Genomic DNA, 23,249 nt, shown 5'->3' with positions numbered 1-23,249 from the left:
GATGTCATCAGGCAAAATCTCGTCCGCGGCCGACGCCGGCCTGACGCATCTCGCCGTCAGCCTGCGCGGCGTGACGAAGACCTATGACAATGGCGTCATGGCGCTCGGCCCGTTCGACCTCACTGTCCGCAAGGGCGAGTTCATCTCGCTGCTGGGCCCGTCCGGTTGCGGCAAGTCGACGGTGCTGCGGTTGATCGCGGAGCTCAGCGCGCCGTCGTCAGGCATCGTGCGGGTGGCCCATCACGAGGGCGTGGTACAGCCGGGTCACGGTATCGGCTTCGTGTTTCAGGAGCCCACCTTGATGCCCTGGACCAGCGTGCGCGAGAATGTGCGGCTGCCGCTGAAGCTGGCGGGCGTGCCGAAGGCGGAGGCGCGCGGGCGTGCCGACGCGGCGCTGGCCAGCGTCGGGCTCGCCGATTTCGCCGATGCCTTTCCGCGTGAGCTCTCCGGCGGCATGAAGATGCGGGTGTCGCTGGCGCGCGCGCTCGTCACCGATCCGGATATCCTTTTGATGGACGAGCCGTTCGCCGCGCTCGACGAGATCACGCGCTTCCGCCTCAACAATGATCTGCTCGCGCTGTGGCGCAGCCTCGGCAAGACCGTCATCTTCGTCACCCATTCGGTGTTCGAATCCGTCTATCTGTCGCAGCGCGTAGTGGTCATGACGGCGCGGCCCGGCCGCATCCAGGCCGACATCCGCATCGAGACGGTCGAGCCGCGCGGCGAGGCGTTTCGCACCTCCGCCGCCTATTCCGATTATTGCCGGAAGGTGTCGGCTGCGCTGGCTCCGTCTTATTCGGGGCAGTCGACCTTATGAGCGCGCAGGCGGCCGTCACTGCAAAACCGCGAGGCGCACAACGCGCGATGCGTTTCGTGCTTCCCGTCATCGTGTTCGCGGCCGGCATGCTCGCCTGGGAACTCTTGGTTCGCATCAAGGACATCCCGCCTTACGTGCTGCCGGCGCCCTCCGTCATCGTCCTGACGCTGATCAAGGAGTGGGCAGTGCTGTCACAATCGCTCGCCACCACGCTTCTGACCACGCTCGAAGGTTTTGCCGCGGCCAGCATCGGCGGCATCGCGCTGTCGCTGTTGTTTAACCAGTCGAAATGGGTGGAATATTCGCTGTTCCCCTATGCCATCGTCCTCCAGGTCACCCCGGTGATCGCGATCGCGCCGCTGCTCCTGATCTACCTGGAGCAGCAGACCGCGGTGGTGGTTTGTGCTTTCATCGTCGCCTTTTTCCCGGTGCTGTCCAACACCACCCTTGGGCTCAATTCGGTCGATCGCAACCTTGCCGGCCTGTTCCAGCTCTATGGCGCCTCAAAGCCGCAGACGCTGCGCTTTCTCAAGCTGCCCGCGGCGTTGCCCTACATTCTCGGCGGCTTGCGCATCGCCGGCGGCCTGTCGCTGATCGGCGCGGTCGTGGCGGAGATCGCGGCGGGAACAGCCGGTGCCGGCTCGGGGCTCGCCTACAGGATCGCCGAGTCCGGCTATCGATTGAACATACCCCGCATGTTCGCAGCGCTGCTTTTGTTATCGCTGGCCGGGATTGTCATCTATGGGGTGCTGGCGGTAGTTTCCCACCTCGTTTTACGGCGCTGGCATGAAAGCGCTCTTGGAAAGGAAAACTGATGGCTGCCGGTTCGATTTCGTCCGAGAAGATCGACCTTCTGATCTATGGGCCGGTGCGGCCGATCCTCGAGAACGGGTTTTCCGACCATTTCGTCGTGCACAAGGCCGAGACGCGCGGCGACCTCGAGCGGCTGACGCCGGCGATCCGCGAAAAAATCCGCGGCGTCGCCGTGACCTATCACACCGTCCGTGCCGACAAGGAGTCGCTGTCGCAACTGCCCAAGATCGAGATGGTGGCGAGCTTCGGCGTCGGCTACGACCATATCGACGCCAAATACGCGGCCGAGCACAACATCATCGTCACCAACACGCCCGACGTGCTGACCGAGGAGGTCGCCGACGTCGCGATGGGCCTGCTGATCTCCACCTTGCGCGAGTTCATCAAGGCCGACCGGTATGTGCGTTCCGGCCTCTGGCAGACGCAGAACTATCCGCTCAGCGTCGGCTCGCTGCGCGACCGCAAGGTCGGCATCGTCGGCATGGGCCGGATCGGCCAGGCCATCGCGCGCCGGCTCGACGCCTCGCTGGTGCCGGTGGTCTACCACTCGCGCAATCCGTCCAAGGACGTCTCCTACAAGCACTATCCCGATCTGATCGAGATGGCGAAGGCGGTGGATACGCTGATGGTGATCGTGCCCGGCGGCGCCTCGACCAACAAGATGATCAATGCCGAGGTGTTCAAGGCGCTCGGCCCGCGCGGCGTGCTGGTCAACGTCGCGCGCGGCTCGGTGGTCGACGAGCCGGCGCTTGTGCAGGCCCTCAAGTCGGGCACCATCCTCGCCGCCGGCCTCGACGTGTTCGCGGCCGAGCCGACCGTGCCGGACGAGCTCAAGGCGATGCAGAACGTCGTGCTGCTGCCGCATATCGGCTCGGCCTCGGTGGTGACGCGCAACGCGATGGACCAGCTCGTGGTCGACAACCTCAAGTCATGGTTCTCGGGCAAGGCGCCGTTGACGCCGGTTGCCGAAACGCCATTCAAGGGGCGCTGATGCGAAGTCTTCGGGTCGTTGCATCCGCCGTCGCGGCCCATTTGGCCGCGATCGGCGCCGTCGCGGCCCATTTGGCCGCGATCGGCGTTGCTCAGACGAGGCCGGCGCATGCGCAGGATACGACGACCCTGAAGAAGGAGATGCTCGGGCAGTGGGAGCTCTCGACCACCGAGCGCAGCAAGACCTGCGTCGTCACGATGAAGGGCGACGCCGCGGGGCAGGGCTTCAAGCTGGAGCTGGAGCCGGCCTGCAAGGCGGCGCTGCCCTTCACCAAGGACATCGTCGCCTGGAGCGTCAGGGGCCTCGACATCGTCCGCCTGCAGGACGCGACCGGTGAAGCCGTGATCGACTTCACCGAGGTCGAGGCCGGCATCTTCGAAGGCCTGCGCCAGGGCGAGGGCGTCTACATCCTGCAGGATCTCGCCGCCGCGCGCTCGATGGCCAAGTCGATGGACCAGATGATCGGCGACTGGGCGATGGTGCGCGGCAACGGCCAGCCGGTCTGCGGGCTGACGCTGACCAACACGGAAGCCGGCTCCGACAATTTCCAGGTCTTCCTCAAGCCGAAATGCGATCCGGCCATCGCGCAGTTCAACCCGACGCAATGGCGGCTCGAGCGCGGCCAGATCATCCTGATGTCGAAATCGGGCAACGTCTGGCAGTTCGAGGCCGACGACAATGCGCAGTGGCGGCGCGTCCCCGATACCGCCGATCCCCTGATCATGCTGCGTCAGTAGGCGGGCCCACATTCGCTGCCGCCGAATGGCGCCACGCGGAGGCGGAACCTGCAGACCGGGCATCTCGTTGACGGAAGAGGCGATTTCGTTGGGAGATCCGGCATGGCCAAACGCGTCCTCGCGATCGGCATCGAACCCGGCAGTGCCGACTACAGCGCATTCCCGCAGCTCACGCCGGAACTCGTGCGAACCTACATCGAGGCGCAGCTGTTGCGCCTGCGCGATCTCGGCTTCGAGGTCACGAGCTGCCTGATTGATCTCGACGCCACCGCGGAAGCCGGCGTCACGGCGGCGCTGCGCGACGAGCGTTTCGACTGCATCGTGATCGGCGCCGGCCTGCGCGAGCCGAAGGAGCGCCTCGTGCTGTTCGAGAAGGTGCTCAACCTCGTCCATCGCCTCGCGCCGGACGCTGCGATCTGCTTCAACACCACGCCCGCCGATACCGTCGAGGCCGTGCAGCGCTGGGTCGATGCTTGACGTCCAATCGGCCGGCCGGTGCATCGTACGCGGGGCGGTTTGAGCCGTCTTCGCGCCGCGCCTCCGGCCATCGCGGGCCGCCGTGCCGGCAATTTGTCTGGCCCGAATCCTCGCCCGGGGCTATGACTCCCTCCACCACAGGGAGGGCGAGCATGCTTCGAGGTCTTCGCATTGGAAGTTTTGGAATCGCGGCCTGTCTGACGGTTGCGATGGCGGTGCCGGCGCATGAGGCGGCGGCCCAGGATGCCATCGGCGGCGCGATCATCGGCGGCGTCGGCGGGGCGATCCTCGGTGGTGCGCTCGGCGGAGGCAGGGGGGCTGCCATCGGTGCCGTCGTCGGTGCCGGCACGGGCGCCGCGATCGCCTCCGAAGGCGAGCGCCGCCGCTCCGGCTACTACGCCTATCAACGCGGCTGCTACATGCAGAGGCCGGACGGCTACTACGTCCGGGTCGATCACAGGTATTGCTACTGAGCCGGCCAGCGCGACTTATGTGATCGCTCTGTCGCGCACTTCGCCTGGTGTCGCATCGAAGTGGCGCCGGAAAATGCGATGAAAGTGCGATACTGTCGGGAATCCACACTCGTAGGCGACGTCCATGACCTTCATATGTGCGTAGTGCGGCGACGCCAGCATCTCGTGAGCCCGCATCAGGCGGCGAGTGGTCAGTTCATCGGTGAACGACGTTCCGGCTTCGGAGAAGAGCGCCTGCACATAGCGCGGCGAAACCAGAAGGCGGCGTGCGAGCGCCGTCAAGGAAAAGCCGGGCATCATGAAATTGCGATCAAGCTCGCGCCGGACGGTCTCAAAACGAGCCGCTCGCAAACTCGGCGCCTGTGTCTCCTGATGCAAGGTCTTGAGGGCCACTGCAGCCACGACGAGATCGGCGATGTGGTCGGCGGCAAAACGCGGGATATCGGCTTGCTCCGCGGCGCCGGATAGCTTCAGCAGCGTCTCGACGTAAGCGTATGCCAGCGCCGGCGCCGAAGCCGATGCCGGAATCGGCGTCATGAATCGATCTTCGACGTTGCACGTCTGGCCACGCAGCTGCTGGCGCGGCAATTGAATTGCCATGAAATTGCAGTGATGCTGCGCACTTACATTGATGGTCGACGGCACGCACTGTTCGATAAGCACCGCAGCACCGGCGGTGCAGGCAACGCTCTTGCCGCTTTGCTCAACGAGCATTTCGTCCGTTCCGCTATTGAGCAGAAGCACGGCATTGTCGGTGTTCTCGATGGCGATTTCCGCGGCTCCGCGCGAAATGGTCTGCACGGTCCCGCAAATGCGACCAATCGCGGCTTGGCCGAGCAGCATGATCTTGAGCTGGCCGTCGAAGGGCACGTTGGGCCTGGCGTCGGCGCGCAGACGCACGTAATCGGATGACAGTGAATCGACCCAGCGATCTCTGCGCAGCCGCTCGTCGCCGGGAAGATCGGCGGAGTCAAACGAGATTCTCTGCATTTACATTGGAGTCCGCAGTGAGGGCTGGCGACATCGAGCATATTGGAACTTGGTGCCAAGCGCTATTCGCGAAAAGCAATAATTCCGTTCGTAAAAGAGCACCTCGGTGCGGTGTCGCGCCGTTATGTTGCACGGAAGCCTCAACAGTGCAGCTCATGGATATTGAGGGGCGAGAATACGCAAACCGCTACAGCACCGTTCGTCATAAGCGACGACAGTCTCGCCGCACCTCACCTAGAATCTTGCCGAAATGATGCCTTGGCGTCGAAGGCATGTTCATCTGAGGGGTTTCAGTGCTTTATCGGCATATTCGGCTATCGATCATCGCAACCGGACTGGTGGCGGCAACTTCCGCGCCTGTACTTGCCGCAGATATTCCGATCAAGGCGCCGGGGGTGGCCACCGCGAGCACGGCTGGCGGGGTCTACTTCTGGGCTGACGGCTCAGCGCAGTCGATCCGCCTGCCGACCTATGATATCGGCACTCGTCTGTTGCCGGTCGCCCCGGGATCGGGGATATCCGCGGCAAATACATATGACCCGCGGGCAACCGGATATGGCATCTCCGGCGGATTGGGCTTCGTTTTGCCTCCCGGTGTGTCTCTGTCGAATATCGGCACCAATGGGCGGATCGAGTTCAGCGGGTCCTATGTCAACGCGACCGCCTCGCAAGCCGCTACGGCTGTGTCGACATTGGGATCGGGATATTCGCTGCCGCAGGTTGGCGGGATCACAAACTTCGCGGGCTCGGTCGCTTGCGGCGCCGGCACATCATGTGTCGTTTCCAGCACGCTCGGTACCAGCTATTCGAGTTGGCAAGTCAGCGGGCGGTACGCGACAGATTTCAAAGTGAGCGGCGTCACCATTACGCCGTCGCTTGCGGTGTTTGGCGGCAAGTCCCGCAACTCTCAGACGTTGTCCGAAACCAATCTCGTTTTCGGCGGCACTGCGTCCGTCCGCTATGACGCGGACACCAAGCTCGATTGGACGGACTGGGGAGCCCGCGCCGGCCTGTCTGGTTCGGTACCTGTGACGGATTGGCTGACATTTGTGGCCGGTGGCAACGCCGGGCTCGCCATGCGGCGGGTATCGCTGACGGGCTCGGACTCCGTCAACGTCTTCGTGGGCGGGGTGCCCTTTTTCGCCCCGACCTTCTCTGCCACAACGTCCAGTGCAACGACCACCGCATTCGTTGCCAATGCCGAAGCCAGCGTCAACATCAAGCTGGCGCCGAGCTGGGCGTTGCGGGCCTTTGGCGGCCTCAACTACGATAACAAGGTCCCTGGCGTTTCAGCCCCGGCTGTCGTGCTCCCGTTCGGCTTTGGAGGCGCGAGCACGCCAGCGGGGGTCAAATACCAGGCCGAGACAAGCTATTACGCGGGTGGCGGATTAACGGTCAGGTTTTGAGGGCCGGTGCAGGCTGATCCGACCCGCGTTGACCTCAGATCAACCGCATCCCGCGCAGGCTGGCATGGCCGCTCTTGCCGACGATGATGTGGTCGTGCACGGCAATCCCCAGCGGCTTTGCGATGTCGATGATCGCTTTGGTCATCTGGATGTCGGCCTGCGAGGGCGAGGGATCGCCGGACGGATGGTTGTGCACGAGGATCAAGGCGGTCGCCGATAATTCCAGCGCGCGCTTGATCACTTCGCGCGGATAGACCGGGGTGTGGTCCACGGTGCCGGTCTGCTGCACCTCGTCGGCGATGAGCTGGTTGCGCTTGTCGAGAAACAGCAGGCGAAACTGCTCCTTGTCGGCAAAAGCCATGCTGGAGCGGCAATAATCGATCACCTCGTTCCAGGACGACAGCGCGTTGCGGCTGTTGACCTCGCCCTTGGTCACGCGGCTCGCGGCGGCCGCGATCAGCTTGAGCTGGTTGATCGCGGCCTCGCCGATGCCGTCAACCTCGCGCAAGCGCGCCACCGGCGCGTGCACGACCTCGGCGAACGAGCCGAAGGACTTGATCAGCGCCTTGGCCAGAGGTTTCGTGTCGCGTCGCGGCAGTGCCGGAAACAGCGCCATCTCCAGGAGTTCGTAGTCGCTCAGCGCATCCGCGCCGGCATTGTAGAAGCGCTCGCGCAGCCGCTCGCGATGGCCGAGATAATGCGGCGCGTCCTCAAGCTTGCTCTTGTCCTGGTCCGGCTTGGCGGGCATCGGCCGCCAGCATCGCCGGGGACCTCCGTTTTTGCAACCGTCAATTGCGCGCCGGCGCGCCGATCGGTAATTGCCCAGCAGGCACGTCCCGAAAGCTCACCCGATCTGCTTCTCGCCGTGCCGCTCCGACAGCGTGAAGATCTCGACGCCATCAGCGGTGACGCCGACGGAGTGCTCGAACTGTGCCGACAGCGAGCGGTCGCGGGTGACGGCAGTCCAGCCGTCGGACAGGATCTTCACATGCGGCTTGCCGAGATTGATCATCGGCTCGATGGTGAAGAACATGCCAGGCTTGAGCTGCACGCCTTCGCCGGGCCGGCCGATATGAATGATGTTCGGCTCGTCGTGGAACATGCGGCCCAGACCGTGGCCGCAGAAATCGCGCACCACGCTCATGCCCTGCGGCTCGACGAAGCTCTGGATGGCGTAGCCGATGTCGCCGGTGGTGGCGCCGGGCTTCACGGCGGCGATGCCGCGCATCATCGCTTCATAGGTTACCTCGATCAGCCGCTCGGCCTTGCGGGCGATCGGGCCGACCGCATACATCCGGCTGGAATCGCCATACCAGCCGTCGACGATGAAGGTGACGTCGATGTTGACGATGTCGCCTTCCTTCAGCGGACGGTCGCCGGGCATGCCGTGGCAGACCACGTGGTTGAGCGAGGTGCAGGTCGAGTAGCGATAGCCGCGATACATCAGTGTCGCCGGATAGGCATTGTTGCTGAAGGCGAAGTCGCGGACGAACTCGTCGATGCGCTCGGTCGGCACCCCGGGCCCGACGATGTCGGTGAGCTCGTCGAGGCACTTCGCTACCAGCGCGCCCGCCTTGCGCATGCCGGCAAAGGCGCTCGGCCCATGCAGCTTGATCTGTCCGGTCTTGCGCAGGGAGGTATCGGAGGCTTCGACGTAGCTCATGCGGGCGCAATCTTCTGAGGTGGGCTCGATATCGGCGGAAAGTCTTGATTTCAGGCCCCAATTTAATGATTGCGGGCCTTCGTGCAAGCCAAGGGAGCGCGTTTTCGAGCGACGTGGCTACCGGTTCGTGTGAAGAAAACGCGTCAAAACAAGGATCTTGCCGCCTCTTGCGCCCGAAAGCGGGCCTAATTCGGGACTTCTACGGTGGTTTCCACCGGCAGCGCGCCGCCGCGGACGCGGATTTCGCGGACGGGGTAGGGAACCCGGATGCCCTCGCGCTTGAAAGCGTCCCACAGCGCCAGCATCACGTCGCTCTTGACGTTGTCCATGCCGTCGGGGTCCGCAATCCAGAAGGTCAGCGAAAACTTCATCCCGGCTTCCGCGAACTCGGTCAGGATGGAGTTCGGCGGCTTGCCCTTGGTCGCGCGCGGATGGGCCGCAGCCGTCTCGGCGGCGAGCTTGGTGACCAGGCGGGGGTCGGCGTCGTAATTGGTGCCGAAGGCGATCTTCACCAGCGTGTTCTTGTCGGTATAGGTCCAGTTGACGACTTTCTGCGTCACCAGATCCTCGTTCGGCACCAGGAACTCGCGGCCGTCGCCGGCGGCGACGGAAATATAGCGCGTCTTCATCGCGCTGATGCGGCCGGTATTGTCGCCGATGGTGACGAGGTCGCCGGGCTTCACCGATTTGTCGGCGAGCAGGATGATGCCCGAGATGAAGTTGGCCACGATCTTCTGCAGGCCGATACCGATGCCGACGCCGACCGCGCCGGAGAACACCGCGAGCGCCGACAGGTCGATGCCGACCGCGCCGAGCGCAATGACGATTGCGATGGCAAGAAGCCCGATGCGGATGATCTTGACCAGCAGCACCTGCACCGACGGCGTCAGGTCGGTGGTTGCGTTGATCCGGCTCTCGGCGAAATTGCTCGCGATGTTGGTGAGCCACAGCGCGATCAGCAGGAGCGCGCCGGCCTTGAGGACCAGCAGCGGGGTCAGCCTGAGACCACCGAGCACGATCGCGTAGGAATCGAGCAGGTCGACCGTCGTATCGAGCTGGCCGAGGATCGAGAGCGCGGCGAGAAGCCACGCCGTGATCGACACCAGGCGGACGATGAAGGCATTGCGCAGCACCGAGGTCACCAGCCGGATCACGAGCCAGGCGAAGCCCAGCTTGGCGGCGACCATCAGCAGATAGGAGCGGCTCGGCCAGGTCGCGTGGTACATCACCACACGCGAGATGATCACGAGCAAAGTGAACACCGCCGTCGAGGCGCTGGAGACCATCACCCGGGCGAAGTGCCGGAGCGGCAGCGGCCAGCGCATCGTCAGCGCGGTCATGTCGACCCGGTTGCGGATCGCGGTCTCCGCGGCATAGGCGATACCGGCTGCGGCCAGGATGAGGCCGAATTGCAGGTAGAACCAGGGCGAGGAGATTTCCGCCCCGACGCTGCGCGCGGTGGTCTGCACGAACTCCATGAAGTCCTTGAGGTCCATGTCCATCGGTCTCGTCGGCAAGCGGGGAGGAATTGATTCGAGGGAGCCGCAGAATCCCACAAAGGGCGCGGCCGGGCCATCGATACACCGGCATGTGATGGGCGTTAAGGCCGTAAAATGCGGGCAGATTGCCGCGAGCGGGAGAAATGGGTTGGCGTGCCAGGGCCGCGACGATATGGATGCCCTTCCAGCTGTTTTGAACCGGAAGGTGGATGGCCTCTCTCGACTCCGTCAGCATCGCCATATTGCTCGGCTCCGTCCTCGTGATGGCCGGTATCCTGTCGAGCCTGCTTGCGCTGCGCTTCGGAGCGCCCTTGCTGCTCGTCTTCCTTGTGATCGGCATGCTCGCGGGCGATTCCGGCCCCGGCCGGCTCCAGTTCGACGACGTCCGCACCACCTATCTGGTCGGCTCTGTGGCGCTGGCCCTGATCCTGTTCGACGGTGGCCTGCGGACGCGCTTTGCCAGCATCCGTACCGTGCTCGCGCCGTCCGTGGTACTCGCGACCGTCGGCGTGCTCCTGACCGCGCTGATCACGGCGCCGTTCGCTAAATACGCGCTCGACCTCAACTGGACGGAGTCGCTGCTGGTCGGCGCCGTGGTCGCCTCGACCGACGCCGCCGCCGTCTTCCTGCTGGTGCACACCCAGGGCCTGCGTCTGCGCCCGCGCGTCGGCGCGACGCTGGAGGCCGAATCCGGCACCAACGACCCTTTCGCGATCTTCCTCACCTTGATGCTGGTCGAATACATCTCGCTGGGATCGAGCTCCGCAAGCCATGTGGCGATGGAGTTCATCCAGGAGGCGGTGCTGGGCGCCCTGGTCGGCGTCTTCGGCGGACGGCTCGTTGTCATCGCGCTCAACAAGGTCGCGCTGCCGCAGGGGCTGCACGCGCCGTTCGTGACCACGGCTGCGCTGGTGATCTTCGGCGGCTCGCAGATCATGCACGCCTCCGGCTTCCTCGCGGTCTATCTGGCCGGCATCATCATCGGCAACCGGCCGACCCGCGCGCACAATTCGGTAGTGGCTTTCCTCGATGCGGCGACCTGGCTGGCGCAGATCGTGATGTTCGTGCTGCTCGGCCTGCTGGTCTCGCCGAGCCGGTTAGGGGCCAGCGTGCTGCCGGCGGTCGGGGTCGCCTTCGTGCTGATGCTGGTGGCGCGGCCGATCGCGGTATTCGTGTGCCTGGCGCCGTTCCGCTTCAACTGGCGCGAAAAGATCTTCATCGCCTGGACCGGCCTGCGCGGTGCCGTCGCGATCTTCCTGGCCTCGATCCCGATGCTGGTCGGCCTGTCCAAGGCCTATCTCTATTTCGACGTCGCCTTCGTCGTCGTCATCATCTCGCTGTTGCTGCAAGGCTGGACGTTGGCACCCGCCGCGCGCAAGCTGCATGTCGCTCTGCCGCGCGCCGAGCGCGGTCCGCGCCGTGTCGAGCTGGATCTGCCCGGGCAGCTCGAGCAGCAGCTGGTCGGCTATCCGGTGCGGCCCAAGAGCCTGTATTTCCGCCGCGGCCTGATCCCGTCCTGGTCCAAGCCGACGCTGGTGATCCGCAACGAGAACATTTTGACACCGACGGAAGCCGACCCGATTGCGCCCGGCGACTACATCTATTTGCTGGCGCCGCCGGAAAAGGCCGAGTCGCTCGACCGCTTCTTCGTCGACATGCAGCCGGGCTCGGCGCCCGATCCGCATCTGCTCGGCGACTTCATGGTCTCCGGCGAGCACACACTGGCCGAACTCGCCGAGATCTACGGCGTCAAGGTGGGCGAGGACGAGGGCAAGCTGACGCTGGCCGATTATTTCGACGTCCATCTCGACCGCGCCCCGAAAGAGGGCGCCGAGCTGCCGCTGGACGAGATCGTTCTGGTCGCGCGCAGCATTTCCGGCGGCCGCGTCAATGTCGTCGGGCTGCGCCTTCCGGAGGAAGACGAGACGCCACCGCCGCTGACGCGCGCACAGGCGCTGCGAAAGAAGCTCGCGGATGTGTGGACGTCGGTGGCGGGGGTCTAAGCGAGCTGCCGGCGGATCAACAATCTCCCGTGTCGTCCGGGCGAACGCCGGGACGACACGGTGGGTGTTGCGCCAGCGCAGCCCAAACAAGCGCTGCATGCCCCTCATGCCAGCACCTTCACCCCGCCAAAACTCGTCACCCGCCCCTGTTTCAGCATCACGATCTGCGTCGCGAGTTGGCGCAGCTCGGCGGCGTCGTGGCTGACATAGACCATCGGCACGTTGGCTTCGTCGCGCAGCCGCACCAGATAGGGCAGGATCTCGAGCTTGCGGCCCTCGTCGAGCGCGCCGAGCGGCTCGTCGAGCAGCAGCAGGCGCGGTTTTGCCAGCAGCGCGCGTCCGAGCGCGACGCGCTGGCGCTCACCGCCGGAGAGCTTTCCAGGGCGGCGGCCGAGCAGGGTGCCGATATCGAGCAGGTCGATGACGCGCTTGTGCTGCGCCGGATCCGGTGCCAAGCGGTTCATCTGCCGTCCATAGTCGAGATTCTGCGCGACGTTGAGATGCGGGAACAGCCGCGCATCCTGGAACACATAGCCGATGCGGCGGCGCCAGGCCGGGACATGGATGCCGGCCGCGGTGTCGTCGACGGTTTCGCCGTCGAGCACGATGGTGCCGCGGTCGGGCCGCAGCAGCCCCGCGATCATGTTGACCAGTGACGTCTTGCCGGCGCCCGAGGCGCCGAACAGGCCGATGACGCGGCCTTCGCCGGTGAAGGATGCGGAGAGCGAGAATTCACCGAGTTGTTTTTCGACATCGACGCGCAGCATGGTCAATTCCCGTGCAGGCGCTGCGTAGCGCGGCGAGCGAACCATTCGGCGGCGATCAGTGCGCCCAGCGCCAGCACGATCGAGACGATCACGAGCCGGCCGGCCGCGGCGTCACCGTCCGGCGTCTGGATCAGCGAATAGATCGCCGAGGAAATCGTCTGGGTCTCGCCGGGAATGTTGGAGACGAAGGTGATGGTGGCGCCGAACTCGCCGATCGCCTTGGCAAAGCCGAGCACCATGCCGGCGAGCACGCCCGGCAGGGCCAGCGGCAGCGTCACCGTGAAGAACACTTTCCAGGGCGCGGCGCCGAGCGTCTCGGCGGCCTGCTCGAGCCGGCGGTCGATCGCCTCGATCGACAGCCGCATCGGCCGCACCAGCAGCGGAAACGACATCACGCCGCAGGCCAGCGCCGCGCCGGTCCAGCGGAACGAGAAGACGATGCCGAGATGTTCGGCGAGGAAGCCGCCGACGAGGCCGCGGCGGCCGAACGTCAGCAAGAGCAGATAGCCGGTGACGACAGGCGGCAGCACCAGCGGCAGGTGCACCACCGCGTCGAGCATCGACTTGCCCCAGAAGTCGCGCCGCGCCAGCAGCCACGCCAGCGCGACGCCGAATGGCGTCGCGACCAGCGTTGCGATGATCGCGACCCTGAGCGAGAGCAGGATCGCGGTCCATTCGGCGGGAGAGATGTCGAACATCAAATGGTGAATATCAGATTGTCGGGCTGACGAGGAACTTGAAGCCGTATTTTTCCAGAATGGTCTTGGCGGCCGAGGAGCGCAGGAAGGTGAGATAGCCGCTGGTCCCGTCCTTCGCCGTCATGGTCGCGGCGACCGGATAGATGATCGCGGGATGCGACTCCGCGGGGAAGGTGCCGACGATCTTGACGCCGGGCTCGACCTTGGCGTCGGTGGCATAGACGATGCCGAGGTTGGCCTCGCCGCGCGCCACCAGCGTCAGCGCGGCGCGCACGCTCTCGGCCATCGCGAATTTCGGCTCTGCGGCCTGCCATGCGCCGAGCTTCTCGAGCGCGGCCTTGGCGTATTTGCCTGCCGGCACCGACTTGACGTCGCCGGTCGCGATCCTGCCGTCGCCGGCGAGCTTGGCGAGGTCGAAACCTTGCGTGATGGTGACGTTGTCGATCCTGGAATCCTTCGGTGCGATCAGCACGATGCTGTTGCCGAGCAGATTGACTCTGGAGGACTCGTTGATGGTCTTCCTGGAGATCGCGTAATCCATCCAGTCGGTGTCGGCGGAGACGAACACATCGGCCGGCGCGCCCTGCTCGATCTGCCGCGCCAGCACCGAGCTTGCGGCATAGCTGACCGAGAACTTGACGCCGGTCTTGGCGGTGTAGGCGGCGTCGATCTCGTCGAGCGCGTTCTTCATCGAGGCCGCGGCGAACACGGTGATGGTCTTGTCCTCGGCGGCGGCCGGCGAAAGGCTCGCGCTTGCGAGGATCACGAGGGCGGTGAAAAACCCCGAAATACGTAACATGGGGAGCGCTCCGTGCGAGTCCGCGCGCGCAAGATGCACGCACAGGTCTGGCGTTGGTGGGTCAGGTCGCGACGGGTGGAAGCGCTGCTCCACGGGGCCCAGCTGCGGCTTACGGCCGGCAGGGATATCGCTGCCAGAAGATAGCAGGCTGGCGCCGCAGGTCAAAGGGTGGCCGTTTGTCCGGCAAACAGCGCTATTGAACCGGGAGGATCGCGATCGCGACCGCATCCTCCTTGGCGCCGCCGATTTGGAGCACGAAAGGCTGCGCCGACAGCTCGTATTTCACGGTCTTGCGAATGCCGCCGCAATCGGTCGCGCCGCTGAAGGCCAAGGGCTTCAGGACATGCCCATCCTGGACCACGTCGATCCAGGCACCGGTGGACAGGCTGATCGTGTAGAGCCCGGGCTTGGCGGACTTGATGCTCGTGAAGCCGGCAAAAGTGCCGTCCTTGGGCGCTCGCTCCGGCGGCGTCGGCAGTTTTGCCTCGCTCGAGGCCGCCAGCCCCAGCGTGATGGCCGAGGACGGCAAGCTCGCCTGCTCGCTGCCCGATGCGAGCGTCGCGCGGTCCGGCGCGGTGAGCGCAGCGCGCTCCCGCTCGATCGGCCATTTGAACTTGTCGCAGCCGCTGGGCTCTTCAGCGGCGAGGGCGGAGGTTGCGCTGAACGAGAGCGAAGCGAGGAAGGCGAGGACGCGCATGTGAAATCCCATCATTGGCCACGCGACCAGTGCGAGGCTTGCGGTCAGGTCTTGTTGATAAGGGAGGCGCGTCCCGGGATGCCGCGGCTTACGGCTGAGCGGCGAGGCGACCGTAGCGCATTGTCGCGACACGAACCAACCAACGAGTTCGTCATCCCGGGGCGCGCGTAGCGCGAGCCCGGGATCCATAGCCACAGGATTGCATTTTGGCGAAGACTCGGAGTGACAATCTCCCGCTATAACCACGGCCTGTGGTTATGGATCCCGGGCTCGCTTCGCGCCCCGGGACGACAGTGGTGGCTGGGGCGACAGCGTACCTTACGGCTTCGCATCCGCCGCGTGCAGCACCGCTTTGCACGCCGCCGGCATCTGCGCCAGCGTCATCGGCGGTTTCGGCTTCGGCGGCTCCGGCGGCGGCTTGGGGTGCAGCACCGCGTCGGAGAACCAATAAGCGAGATCGGCGGGCTTGCAGCCTTCGTCCTCGGCCTGCGACGGCTGGCCCTCGCATTCGCCGGCGCCTGGCGGGCAGTGCATGCGGATGTGGAAGTGGTAGTCGTGGCCCCACCAGGGCCGGATCTTCGACAGCCAGGCGCGGTCGCCCTTGGCCTCGCGGCACAGCGCCTTCTTGATCGCGGCGTTGACGAAGATGCGCTGCACCGCCGGCTCCCGCGCCGCGTCGCGCAGCACCAGCACATGGCCAGGTGTGAACATTTTTGGATCGACGTCGAGCCGGTCGTGGCGCACCATCATCACAGCCGACATGTCCTCGCGCTCCTCGCGCGAGAGGCGGCGGTCCGGCATCGGCGTCAGCCAGATGTCGGCATCGAGACCGATCTGGTGGCTGGCATGGCCCGACAGTGCCGGGCCGCCGCGCGGCTGGGCGATGTCGCCGACCAGGATGCCCGGCCATCCCGCGTCCTTGCGCGCTTTGGCCGCGAGCCGCTTGATCAGCGCGATCATCTCGGGGTGGCCATAGCTGCGGTTGCGCGACAGCCGCATCACCTGCCAATTGTCGCCGTTGAGCGGCATCTGCTCCGCGCCGCCGATGCAGCCCTTGGTGTAGGAGCCGATGACATGGGCCGCCCCCTTCGCCGGCAGCAGCTTGCGCGCGAACAGCTCCTTGGCGGCGAGATCGGGGTCGTTGGGATTGGCGAGCGGCGGCAACGGCTTCGGGTTGACGCTGCCCTTGTCCTGGGCCAGCGCGCCGCCGGCGGCCAGGAGCGTCATGACGAGCAGGAGAGGGGCGAAGCGGCGGGGACTCATGCGCAGCCCTTATAACCCAACACGGCGTCGGGGGTAAGAATCGGGCTGTGCTGCGGCGGACGACCTCACAGCGTCTTGACGGCCGCAGCCCCCGCGCGAAGGCGCGTCCGGGCATGACGATGTCATATCCAACAAGGTTGTCCAAAAGTCGTAGTTTTTTCGCGGGGCCAGCCGGATTCTTAATGGTGCAATAACCGTATCCTGCATTGACCAAAATTCGTGCGCGGAACCGGGTTCGTTTCCATCCCGTATGCAATCGGACCCGCGCCCGGAATTGATTCATGGAGAGCGCGCGTTTTTGCACCACCGCTCTCTTCGATTGCGACCAAGACTCAGGTCTGGTGCGCCGCTCGGCCTGCTTGCGCCTCGTAAACAGGCACCAGAGCCGGGCTCTCGGTGCTCGCAAGTCGGTGCCTTGGCTGGCGCGGGCACCCAAGATTACTTTTTTTTCAGACACTTGCCCCAAGACTTGTGCCCAAAGACTTGCGGCCACAGGGCGCGACTGGGACGAGTGAAGTTGGGTTTGGGGTCTCGAAAAACAAGGAAACGAAAGCAAAGCGTGCTTGCCCGGGCTGGCCAATCGCCGCGCAAGCGACGCTTCGCGCGCGCGCCGCGAGCTCTTTCGGAACGCGATGAAGTCCTGCGCAGCCGCGCCGAGGCGGAAGCTGCGATCGCGGACGCGCGCAAATCCCATGAGCGTCTGCGCCAGGCCGTCGACATCCTGCCGCAGGGCATCGTGTTTCTCGATGCCGAGGGCCGCTACGTCCTCTGGAACAAGAAATACGCCGAGATCTACAGCAAGACCGCCGATCTGTTCGAAGAGGGCGCGCGTCTCGAAGACACGCTGCGCATCGGCGTTGCCCGCGGCGATTACCCCGAGGCCATCGGCCATGAGGACGAGTGGATCGCCGAGCGGCTGCAAAGGCTCTATCAGCCCGGCGCGCGCCACGAGCAGAAGCTGTCGGACGGCCGCGTCATCCTGATCGACGAGCGCCTGACCGACGATGGCGGCGTCGTCGGCCTGCGCGTCGACATCACCGAGCTGAAGCAGCGCGAGGCCTCGTTCCGCCTGCTGTTCGACGGCAATCCCGTGCCCATGATCGTCTGCGCGCTGGACGACGAGTGCATCCTCGGCGTCAACGACGCAGCGGTCGCGCATTACGGCTACAGCCGCGCCGAGTTCGAGCGACTGAAGATCCGCTCCCTGCAGGCCTTCGACAGCGAGCCGCCCTGGACCGCCGACCCGACCGGCGAGGAGCAGGCCGGCCGCACCTGGAAGCACGTCAAGGCCGACGGTGCGCTGATCGACCTTGCGATCTATTTCCGCGAATTGACCTATGCCGAGCGCCCGGCGGTGCTGCTCGCGCTGATGGACATCACCGAACGCAAGCGCGCCGAGGCGCGGCTCGCCTTCATGGCCCAGCACGACGGGCTGACCGGCCTGCCCAACCGCAGCCTGTTGCGCCAGCAGGTCGACGAGATGCTGCTGCATACGCGGCGCAGCACCGACAAGGTCGCGCTGCTGATGCTGGGGCTCGACAGTTTCAAGTCGGTCAACGACACGCTCGGACATGCGGTCGGCGACAAGCTCCTGCGCGGCGTCGCCAAGCGGCTGCGCTCGACTTTGCGCGAGGAAGACGCGCTGGCGCGGCTCAATTCCGACGAGTTCGCGATCGTGCAGAGCGGCCTGGCGCGTCCCGAGGACGCGGTGATGCTGGCCAAACGTCTGCTTGCGGCGATCGCCGATCCCTATCTGCTGGACGGCCATTCCGTGGTGGTCGGCGCCTCGATCGGCATTGCCATGGCGCCGGGCGACGGCGATGATTCCGAAAAGCTGCTCAAGAGCGCCGACATGGCGCTGTCGCGCGCCAAGCTGGACGCGCGCGGCACCTTCGCCTTCTTCGAGGCCGCGCTCGATGCGAAAGCGCAGAGCCGCCGCAAGATCGAGGTCGAGCTGCGCGACGCGATCCAGAACGACGTGCTGCGCCCCTATTACCAGCCGCTAATCGACCTCCAGAGCGGCCGCATCACCGGCTTCGAGGCGCTGGTGCGCTGGCCGCATGCCGAGCGCGGCATGATCTCGCCGGCGGAGTTCATTCCGGTTGCCGAGGACACCGGCCTGATCAATCCGCTCGGCGGGCTGATGCTGCGCCGGGCGTGCCTGGACGCCGCGACCTGGCCGGACGACGTCCGTGTCGCGGTCAATCTGTCGCCGCTGCAGTTCCGCAGCGGCAATCTGCTTTCGATCGTGACGGACGCGCTGAAGCATTCCGGCCTGCCGCCGCGCCGACTCGAGCTCGAGATCACCGAGACGCTGCTGCTGGAGAAGAGCGCGCAGGTGCTGGCGACGCTGCATGCCTTGCGCGCGCTCGGGGTGCGCATCTCGATGGATGATTTCGGTACCGGCTATTCCAGCCTCAGCTATCTTCGCAGCTTTCCCTTCGACAAGATCAAGATCGACCAGTCCTTCGTGCGCGATTTAGGGGCCAACCGCGAGGCCCAGGCGATCATCCGCTCCATCGTCAGCCTCGGCAAGGGCCTCGGGGTCATCATCACGGCCGAGGGCGTCGAGACCGAAGCCGAGCTCAGCTGCCTGCGCACCGAGGGCTGCGACGAAGGCCAGGGCTTCCTGTTCAGCAAGGCCCGGCCCAACGCCGAGATCATCAGCCTGCTGGCCGCGCAGCGCGGCATCGATGGCGCAGACGAGGATGCCGCGCTGGTGGCGTGAACTTAACCTCTCCCCGCGAAGGGCGGGGCGAGGGAGCTCACCGTCGTTGCGATTGGCCTTCAACCTCCCGCCACGATCGCCTTTCCCACATCCTCGTAATGGCTATCCCGCGCCTGGATCTGCTGGGGATGGCGTGCATGTCGCGAAACCGGCGCTCGAACGGGTTGCTGCGAAACACCGCGGTCGCGCCGGCCATGTGATAGGCGGTGTCGACCACCTTTGTTGATTGATGAATGGTCCAGGTCGCGGCCAAGCGAACCGCGCTGCGGTGCGCTGCGCCGAATTCGCCGGTCGCACAGAGGTCGCGCCACATCGCAGTCGCGGTGGTGTAGAGATAGGCGCGCGCGGCGCGCAAATCGCCTTCGGTGCGGCCGATCAGGCCCTGGACCGCCCCGTTGTCGCGCATCGCGCCGGCCGTCAGCGAGGGGCGCTTTTCGCGCGCCAGTGCGATCGCTGCATCCAGCGTCGCGCGTGCCACGCCGAGCGATACCGCGGCAAAGCCGAGGCTGAAGGCAGAGCCGGTGCCGATCCTGTAGAGCGGCCCCGTCTCGCGCAAGCCTGACGGCACGTCGCGGAACGCGGTGAAGCGCTCGGGGATGAAGAGGTCGCTCACCTCGTAGGAATCGGTGCCGGTGCCGGCGAGCCCGATCGCCTGCCAGACGTCGTGCAGCGTCGCGCTTGCGGCAGGAAACAGAATGGTCCGCACCTCCGGCGAGCCATCGGCATTTTTGCGCGACGCCCCGTCAGCGCTGAGGATGCGCACATGCGCCCCCAGCCAGCTCGCCTGCCGGGAGCCGGAGGCAAAATCCCACCGCGCCGTGACGCGATAGCCGCCCGCGACCGCGCGCGCCTCGTGCGCGATCGCGCCCCAGGCCAGGATGCCGCGGCCTTCGTTGAAGATCTCCTGCGCGGCATCGCGGTCGAGCGAGGCCGCGATCATCGCGCAGACGCTGCACTGGCCGAGACACCATGCGGTGGAGGCATCGGCCTTGGCGATCTCCTCCAGCATCTGCATGAAGATCTCGATGGGGACTTCCGCTCCGTCCAGGCTCTGTGGCAGCAGGGCGCGATAGAATCCGTTCTCAATCAGCGCCGCGACCACGGAGGGCGTCAGCCGCCGTGTCCGCTCGATCTCGTCCGCTTCGCGCGCCATCAGCGGCGCGATGGCGCGGGCACGTTCGACGAGATCAGGTCCGGGAAGCTCCGACATTCGCGTTTCCTCGCCCCTTCTGTCGTGAGCGGTGAGGACGGGATGGTGGTCTATTTGACGGGGAGGATCAAGCTGCGGCCCTCTTCGCGCGCGCCGCCGCAAGAAGGCCCGGCCGTGAACCTCGGCGGCGCGCCTCGCGACCAACAACCGCCATCGCCGCGAACGGCACCGCGTATCTTGCCGGATGAGGTTGCCCATGCCGATCGTCAGAATCCTCATCGTCCTGCTCGCGCTCGCTTCGCCGGCGTTGGCGCAGGATGGGCCCCGTGATGCCGCCGCCGTGGGCGAGGCCGCGCGGATGTTCCGGGTCTACGTCGAAGGCGTTGCGAAAAAAGGGGAGCGACCCGACCTGACCCGGCCGGAGACCACCGCGCTGCTCGGCCGCGTCTTCGATGTTGAGGCCCTGGGGGCGCTGCCGCCGGCGAAGGCGAGCGACATGAGCTGGCTGATGGACTGGATGGACGCCGCCAAGCGACCTACAAGCTGTTCGCGCTCTATGGCTCGAAGCCGGGGGCGCAGCCCGATCTTGCGACGCTTCAGCGCAACATGACCGACTATGGCGATCAGTACGCGGCGGCGATGAACTTCGTCATTCGCGGAATGGCGCGCGAGGCGGTTGCGGGCGAGCTGTTCATGGCGAGCCTTGCGCCGGAGCAGCGCACCCGCATCCGCCAGGAGGGATTTACGGGCTTCCGCCGCAGCGCCGCCGAATTCATCCTGGGCACCGTCTGCGCGGCGATCCAGGGCGCGGGCAAATCCGCCAACGCGCGTCTGGTCGCCGCCGCTATCCGCGACACGCGCGAGGTCTGGGCGAGATTCCTGCTGCCGCAGGATCGGGCCCGCGTGATCGAGCAGCTTGCTGACCTTCCGAGATGGGCACCGGACGAGACGGCACGAACCGATCTCGCCGCCTTCACGGCCGCGCTGCGAGCGGTGAATTGATCGGTGATCCCGGGCCCGCGGCGGCAGCGGTGCGGCCTCGTCCGCCGGCTGCGCTCCGAAAGCGATCCGGACCATAAAGTGTCGCCTGTGTTAGCTCTCTGGCGGCGGCTGGTGTCGCAGCCAGCCTGAGACCATTACAGGCCGGCGCTAGACAGATTCACTTTGTCTTGTCGCCCATGTGATGCGGCGACGAGGTGTTCGGTCCGCCCGTGTAATGATGACCGCCCGAACTGGTCTTCGCCGAGGAGCCGCTTGTTGTCTTCTTGCCCATGTGATGCGGTACTTCGGTCTTGGGGCCACCGCTGTAGTGATGACCGTTCTTTTCCTTGTCGGTGCTATCGGCCATTGCCGGAACAGCCAGCAGGGAAACCACGCCGACGGCGGCGAGAAGCTTCTTGGTGATCATGGTCGTTCTCCCTGGTTGCGGAAGCCTCACGATAAGCTGCTGCGAAAAGTCCATCTTGAGAAATCGCAAATCGGAACCCTGGCGCGGCCAGGGCCGCCCCTCAGGACCGATGAGCCGTTGATCTGCGTCAACAATGACGGCAGCGGTGCTCCTATGCTGTATCGATCGCTGGAGCGTATCATGACCGTCCAAAACCATTTCGGGTATGGCGAACGCCCGCAGGAGGGCATGTCCACCAAAGCGAAGGCCGGGCTGGTCCTGGCGGGGTTCCTGGTCATCGGCGGCGCGCTCCTGTTCACCGAGCATCGGGCCCATGTGCTCGGGCTCCTGGTCTGGCTGCCGCTCCTCGCCTGTCCGTTGATGCATATCTTCATGCATGGCGGACACGGGCACCATCATGGCGGCCGGCCGAACGATCGAGGGAGCGCGTGATGCACGACACCGCGCCAGCTTACGGTCTCTGGAGCCTCGTCATCGTCAATTCGGCGGTGTTCATCCTGTTCGCCTACAGCTTCTTCAAGCCGCAGACGCCGCGCGACTGGCGCTCCTTCGGCGCGTTCAGCGCGTTTCTGGTGGCGCTGTTCGTCGAGATGTACGGTTTCCCGCTCACCATCTATTTCCTGTCGGGCTGGCTGCAGTCGCGCTACCCGAATGTCGACTGGTTCTCGCATGATGCCGGCCACCTCCTCGAGATGATGTTCGGCTGGAAGACCAATCCGCACGCGGGACCGTTCCACGTCCTGAGCTTCATCTTCATCGGTGCGGGGTTCATCCTGATCTCTGCCGCCTGGCGGGTGCTGTACGACGCGCAGCAGACCCGAAGACTCGCGACGTCCGGCCCCTACAGCTACGTGCGGCATCCGCAATATGTCGGCTTCGTGCTGGTGATGTTCGGCTTCCTGTTGCAGTGGCCGACCATCCTCACGCTGGCGATGTTTCCCGTCCTGACCGTCATGTACGTCAAGCTCGCTCGAGACGAGGAGCGGGACGCCCGGGCCGAATTCGGCGAGGCCTACGCGAAGTACGCTTCGGAAGTCCCGGCCTTCATACCCCATCCCCGTCGGCTGTTCGGCCGCGGCTCTTCCGGCGGCTATCGTCTCGGCTGACTTTGGGGAGGAAGATTCCGTCGGATGACGATGGAGGCTCGAAAGGACGTCGATGAGCGAGCCTGTCTTCACCGCGAAAGCCCTGACCAAGACCTACGTCTCCGGCGAGGTGATGGTTCACGCCCTCAACGATGTCGGCCTCGAAATCGCCGAGAGGGAAGTGGTCGTGCTGCTCGGCCCCTCCGGCAGCGGCAAGACCACGTTGCTCAACATCATGGGTGGTCTCGACCGCCCGACCAGCGGCAGGCTGTTCTTCCGCGACCTCGACCTGACGGATCTCGGAGATCGCGAACTGACCAGGTATCGCCGGGACCATATCGGCTTCGTCTTCCAGTTCTACAATCTGGTGCCGAGCCTTACGGCCTATGAAAACGTTGCGCTGGTGACCGAAGTCGCCCAGGACCCGATGCGGCCCGACGAGGCCCTCGCACTGGTTGGACTGGAAGAGCGGATGCATCACTTCCCCGCCCAGCTCTCCGGCGGCGAGCAGCAGCGCGTCGCAATTGCCCGCGCCATCGCGAAGCGACCGGCCGTGCTGCTGTGCGACGAGCCGACCGGGGCGCTGGACTCGAAGACCGGCATTCGGGTCATCGAAGCGCTGCTCGGGGTGAACAGGCAGCTCGGCACCACCACTATCATCATCACGCACAACGCCAGCATTCAGGAGGTTGCCGACCGGGTGCTGTTCTTCGCTGACGGCCGGATCTCCCGGATTCAGAACAACGAGAGACGGCGGCAAGCCGCCGAGCTCACCTGGTGACGGC

At 65.4% G+C, this 23,249-nt stretch carries 24 protein-coding genes and 1 pseudogene; 14 read left to right on the top strand and 11 right to left on the bottom strand.

What is annotated here, in order from left to right; translation table 11 throughout:
• Window position 1 precedes the first annotated feature (1 nt).
• From XI03_RS19360 to XI03_RS19335, 6 genes are all read left to right on the top strand, one after another.
• Window positions 2-817, top strand: a complete 816-nt coding sequence (locus tag XI03_RS19360) for an ABC transporter ATP-binding protein (RefSeq protein WP_028143814.1) — start codon at window positions 2-4, stop codon at window positions 815-817.
• The gene (locus XI03_RS19355) at window positions 814-1,632 is read left to right on the top strand and encodes an ABC transporter permease (protein WP_271592945.1); all 819 of its coding nucleotides are present in this window, start codon (window positions 814-816) and stop codon (window positions 1,630-1,632) included. The genes XI03_RS19360 and XI03_RS19355 overlap by 4 nt, the downstream gene beginning before the upstream one ends.
• Entirely contained in the window at window positions 1,632-2,621 is a 990-nt protein-coding gene (locus XI03_RS19350; RefSeq protein WP_028143812.1) for a 2-hydroxyacid dehydrogenase, read from the top strand. Before XI03_RS19355 ends, XI03_RS19350 begins: the two co-directional genes overlap by 1 nt.
• On the top strand, window positions 2,621-3,358 hold the full coding sequence (locus XI03_RS19345; protein WP_038947422.1) for an AprI/Inh family metalloprotease inhibitor: 738 nt from the start codon (window positions 2,621-2,623) through the stop codon (window positions 3,356-3,358). The genes XI03_RS19350 and XI03_RS19345 overlap by 1 nt, the downstream gene beginning before the upstream one ends.
• A gap of 102 nt (window positions 3,359-3,460) precedes the next feature.
• Window positions 3,461-3,835, top strand: coding sequence for a hypothetical protein (locus XI03_RS19340; protein WP_028143810.1), 375 nt, complete (start codon window positions 3,461-3,463; stop codon window positions 3,833-3,835).
• 152 nt (window positions 3,836-3,987) lie between these two features.
• Window positions 3,988-4,308, top strand: coding sequence for a hypothetical protein (locus XI03_RS19335; protein ID WP_038947424.1), 321 nt, complete (start codon window positions 3,988-3,990; stop codon window positions 4,306-4,308).
• A 15-nt stretch (window positions 4,309-4,323) separates the two neighbouring features.
• On the opposite strand, the gene XI03_RS19330 is transcribed toward XI03_RS19335, so the two are convergent.
• Window positions 4,324-5,298 (bottom strand): AraC family transcriptional regulator, encoded by a 975-nt coding sequence (locus XI03_RS19330; RefSeq protein WP_271592944.1) that lies wholly within the window; start codon window positions 5,296-5,298, stop codon window positions 4,324-4,326.
• A 293-nt stretch (window positions 5,299-5,591) separates the two neighbouring features.
• On the opposite strand from XI03_RS19330, the gene XI03_RS19325 reads away from it, so the two are divergent.
• Window positions 5,592-6,704, top strand: a complete 1,113-nt coding sequence (locus XI03_RS19325; RefSeq protein ID WP_152036322.1) for a hypothetical protein — start codon at window positions 5,592-5,594, stop codon at window positions 6,702-6,704.
• A 34-nt stretch (window positions 6,705-6,738) separates the two neighbouring features.
• Here the strand turns inward: XI03_RS19325 and radC are convergent, their stop codons facing one another.
• The 3 genes from radC to XI03_RS19310 form a co-directional block, all read right to left on the bottom strand.
• Entirely contained in the window at window positions 6,739-7,452 is a 714-nt protein-coding gene (radC, locus tag XI03_RS19320; protein ID WP_097668968.1) for a RadC family protein, read from the bottom strand.
• A gap of 96 nt (window positions 7,453-7,548) precedes the next feature.
• On the bottom strand, window positions 7,549-8,367 hold the full coding sequence (gene map / locus XI03_RS19315) for a type I methionyl aminopeptidase (RefSeq protein ID WP_028144405.1): 819 nt from the start codon (window positions 8,365-8,367) through the stop codon (window positions 7,549-7,551).
• A gap of 185 nt (window positions 8,368-8,552) precedes the next feature.
• Window positions 8,553-9,869 carry a mechanosensitive ion channel family protein gene (locus tag XI03_RS19310; protein ID WP_271592943.1) on the bottom strand — a complete coding sequence of 439 codons (1,317 nt, stop codon included), beginning with the start codon at window positions 9,867-9,869 and terminating at the stop codon, window positions 8,553-8,555.
• A 206-nt stretch (window positions 9,870-10,075) separates the two neighbouring features.
• Here XI03_RS19310 and XI03_RS19305 point away from each other — a divergent pair, with 206 nt between their 5' ends.
• Complete coding sequence (locus XI03_RS19305) at window positions 10,076-11,869, top strand: potassium/proton antiporter (protein WP_271592942.1); 1,794 nt, start codon at window positions 10,076-10,078, stop codon at window positions 11,867-11,869.
• A gap of 104 nt (window positions 11,870-11,973) precedes the next feature.
• On the opposite strand, the gene modC is transcribed toward XI03_RS19305, so the two are convergent.
• The 5 genes from modC to mepA form a co-directional block, all read right to left on the bottom strand.
• On the bottom strand, window positions 11,974-12,636 hold the full coding sequence (gene modC / locus XI03_RS19300) for a molybdenum ABC transporter ATP-binding protein (protein WP_038973544.1): 663 nt from the start codon (window positions 12,634-12,636) through the stop codon (window positions 11,974-11,976).
• 2 nt (window positions 12,637-12,638) lie between these two features.
• Window positions 12,639-13,334 carry a molybdate ABC transporter permease subunit gene (gene modB, locus XI03_RS19295; protein ID WP_028139792.1) on the bottom strand — a complete coding sequence of 232 codons (696 nt, stop codon included), beginning with the start codon at window positions 13,332-13,334 and terminating at the stop codon, window positions 12,639-12,641.
• 13 nt (window positions 13,335-13,347) lie between these two features.
• Window positions 13,348-14,133: a molybdate ABC transporter substrate-binding protein gene (gene modA, locus XI03_RS19290; protein ID WP_271592941.1), complete on the bottom strand. Its 786-nt coding sequence runs from the start codon at window positions 14,131-14,133 to the stop codon at window positions 13,348-13,350.
• Window positions 14,134-14,326: 193 nt separating this feature from the next.
• On the bottom strand, window positions 14,327-14,830 hold the full coding sequence (locus XI03_RS19285) for a hypothetical protein (RefSeq protein ID WP_271592940.1): 504 nt from the start codon (window positions 14,828-14,830) through the stop codon (window positions 14,327-14,329).
• A gap of 318 nt (window positions 14,831-15,148) precedes the next feature.
• On the bottom strand, window positions 15,149-16,093 hold the full coding sequence (gene mepA / locus XI03_RS19280) for a penicillin-insensitive murein endopeptidase (protein ID WP_271592939.1): 945 nt from the start codon (window positions 16,091-16,093) through the stop codon (window positions 15,149-15,151).
• Window positions 16,094-16,652: 559 nt separating this feature from the next.
• Between mepA and XI03_RS19275 the strand changes: the two genes are divergently transcribed.
• A complete protein-coding gene (locus XI03_RS19275) occupies window positions 16,653-18,821 on the top strand; it encodes a putative bifunctional diguanylate cyclase/phosphodiesterase (protein ID WP_271592938.1) in 2,169 nt (722 codons plus the stop codon).
• A 59-nt stretch (window positions 18,822-18,880) separates the two neighbouring features.
• Here XI03_RS19275 and XI03_RS19270 read toward each other — a convergent pair.
• Window positions 18,881-20,031: pseudogene (locus tag XI03_RS19270) on the bottom strand (acyl-CoA dehydrogenase family protein).
• A 196-nt stretch (window positions 20,032-20,227) separates the two neighbouring features.
• Here XI03_RS19270 and XI03_RS19265 point away from each other — a divergent pair.
• Window positions 20,228-20,581: a hypothetical protein gene (locus XI03_RS19265; RefSeq protein ID WP_271592937.1), complete on the top strand. Its 354-nt coding sequence runs from the start codon at window positions 20,228-20,230 to the stop codon at window positions 20,579-20,581.
• Window positions 20,578-20,973: a hypothetical protein gene (locus XI03_RS19260; protein ID WP_271592936.1), complete on the top strand. Its 396-nt coding sequence runs from the start codon at window positions 20,578-20,580 to the stop codon at window positions 20,971-20,973. Before XI03_RS19265 ends, XI03_RS19260 begins: the two co-directional genes overlap by 4 nt.
• Window positions 20,974-21,130: 157 nt before the next feature.
• Here XI03_RS19260 and XI03_RS19255 read toward each other — a convergent pair whose 3' ends face one another.
• Window positions 21,131-21,379, bottom strand: coding sequence for a hypothetical protein (locus XI03_RS19255; protein ID WP_028139799.1), 249 nt, complete (start codon window positions 21,377-21,379; stop codon window positions 21,131-21,133).
• 180 nt (window positions 21,380-21,559) lie between these two features.
• Here XI03_RS19255 and XI03_RS19250 point away from each other — a divergent pair, with 180 nt between their 5' ends.
• Genes XI03_RS19250 through XI03_RS19240 form a run of 3 tightly spaced genes read left to right on the top strand, consistent with a single transcriptional unit; the run spans window position 21,560 to window position 23,245 of the window.
• Window positions 21,560-21,811 carry a DUF2933 domain-containing protein gene (locus XI03_RS19250; RefSeq protein WP_028139800.1) on the top strand — a complete coding sequence of 84 codons (252 nt, stop codon included), beginning with the start codon at window positions 21,560-21,562 and terminating at the stop codon, window positions 21,809-21,811.
• The gene (locus XI03_RS19245; protein WP_038950711.1) at window positions 21,811-22,485 is read left to right on the top strand and encodes a methyltransferase family protein; all 675 of its coding nucleotides are present in this window, start codon (window positions 21,811-21,813) and stop codon (window positions 22,483-22,485) included. The genes XI03_RS19250 and XI03_RS19245 overlap by 1 nt, the downstream gene beginning before the upstream one ends.
• 52 nt (window positions 22,486-22,537) lie before the next feature.
• On the top strand, window positions 22,538-23,245 hold the full coding sequence (locus tag XI03_RS19240) for an ABC transporter ATP-binding protein (RefSeq protein WP_028139802.1): 708 nt from the start codon (window positions 22,538-22,540) through the stop codon (window positions 23,243-23,245).
• Window positions 23,246-23,249: the final 4 nt, after the last annotated feature.

Origin of the sequence: Bradyrhizobium sp. CCBAU 65884 (assembly GCF_028128835.1) — a bacterium.
Classification (GTDB): Bacteria; Pseudomonadota; Alphaproteobacteria; order Rhizobiales; family Xanthobacteraceae; genus Bradyrhizobium; species Bradyrhizobium ottawaense.
This window is presented reverse-complemented; position numbering and strand designations above follow the sequence as displayed.

What these genes read in the sequence shown, in the direction of transcription:
- XI03_RS19360 (WP_028143814.1), top strand. Translation starts at nt 2, where the DNA reads ATGTCATCAGGCAAAATCTCGTCCGCGGCCGACGCCGGCCTGACGCAT.
- XI03_RS19355 (WP_271592945.1), top strand. Translation starts at nt 814, where the DNA reads ATGAGCGCGCAGGCGGCCGTCACTGCAAAACCGCGAGGCGCACAACGC.
- XI03_RS19350 (WP_028143812.1), top strand. Translation starts at nt 1,632, where the DNA reads ATGGCTGCCGGTTCGATTTCGTCCGAGAAGATCGACCTTCTGATCTAT.
- XI03_RS19345 (WP_038947422.1), top strand. Translation starts at nt 2,621, where the DNA reads ATGCGAAGTCTTCGGGTCGTTGCATCCGCCGTCGCGGCCCATTTGGCC.
- XI03_RS19340 (WP_028143810.1), top strand. Translation starts at nt 3,461, where the DNA reads ATGGCCAAACGCGTCCTCGCGATCGGCATCGAACCCGGCAGTGCCGAC.
- XI03_RS19335 (WP_038947424.1), top strand. Translation starts at nt 3,988, where the DNA reads ATGCTTCGAGGTCTTCGCATTGGAAGTTTTGGAATCGCGGCCTGTCTG.
- XI03_RS19330 (WP_271592944.1), bottom strand. Translation starts at nt 5,298, where the DNA reads ATGCAGAGAATCTCGTTTGACTCCGCCGATCTTCCCGGCGACGAGCGG.
- radC (WP_097668968.1), bottom strand. Translation starts at nt 7,452, where the DNA reads ATGCCCGCCAAGCCGGACCAGGACAAGAGCAAGCTTGAGGACGCGCCG.
- map (WP_028144405.1), bottom strand. Translation starts at nt 8,367, where the DNA reads ATGAGCTACGTCGAAGCCTCCGATACCTCCCTGCGCAAGACCGGACAG.
- XI03_RS19310 (WP_271592943.1), bottom strand. Translation starts at nt 9,869, where the DNA reads ATGGACATGGACCTCAAGGACTTCATGGAGTTCGTGCAGACCACCGCG.
- XI03_RS19305 (WP_271592942.1), top strand. Translation starts at nt 10,076, where the DNA reads ATGGCCTCTCTCGACTCCGTCAGCATCGCCATATTGCTCGGCTCCGTC.
- modC (WP_038973544.1), bottom strand. Translation starts at nt 12,636, where the DNA reads ATGCTGCGCGTCGATGTCGAAAAACAACTCGGTGAATTCTCGCTCTCC.
- modB (WP_028139792.1), bottom strand. Translation starts at nt 13,334, where the DNA reads ATGTTCGACATCTCTCCCGCCGAATGGACCGCGATCCTGCTCTCGCTC.
- modA (WP_271592941.1), bottom strand. Translation starts at nt 14,133, where the DNA reads ATGTTACGTATTTCGGGGTTTTTCACCGCCCTCGTGATCCTCGCAAGC.
- XI03_RS19285 (WP_271592940.1), bottom strand. Translation starts at nt 14,830, where the DNA reads ATGCGCGTCCTCGCCTTCCTCGCTTCGCTCTCGTTCAGCGCAACCTCC.
- mepA (WP_271592939.1), bottom strand. Translation starts at nt 16,093, where the DNA reads ATGAGTCCCCGCCGCTTCGCCCCTCTCCTGCTCGTCATGACGCTCCTG.
- XI03_RS19265 (WP_271592937.1), top strand. Translation starts at nt 20,228, where the DNA reads ATGCCGATCGTCAGAATCCTCATCGTCCTGCTCGCGCTCGCTTCGCCG.
- XI03_RS19260 (WP_271592936.1), top strand. Translation starts at nt 20,578, where the DNA reads ATGACCGACTATGGCGATCAGTACGCGGCGGCGATGAACTTCGTCATT.
- XI03_RS19255 (WP_028139799.1), bottom strand. Translation starts at nt 21,379, where the DNA reads ATGATCACCAAGAAGCTTCTCGCCGCCGTCGGCGTGGTTTCCCTGCTG.
- XI03_RS19250 (WP_028139800.1), top strand. Translation starts at nt 21,560, where the DNA reads ATGACCGTCCAAAACCATTTCGGGTATGGCGAACGCCCGCAGGAGGGC.
- XI03_RS19245 (WP_038950711.1), top strand. Translation starts at nt 21,811, where the DNA reads ATGCACGACACCGCGCCAGCTTACGGTCTCTGGAGCCTCGTCATCGTC.
- XI03_RS19240 (WP_028139802.1), top strand. Translation starts at nt 22,538, where the DNA reads ATGAGCGAGCCTGTCTTCACCGCGAAAGCCCTGACCAAGACCTACGTC.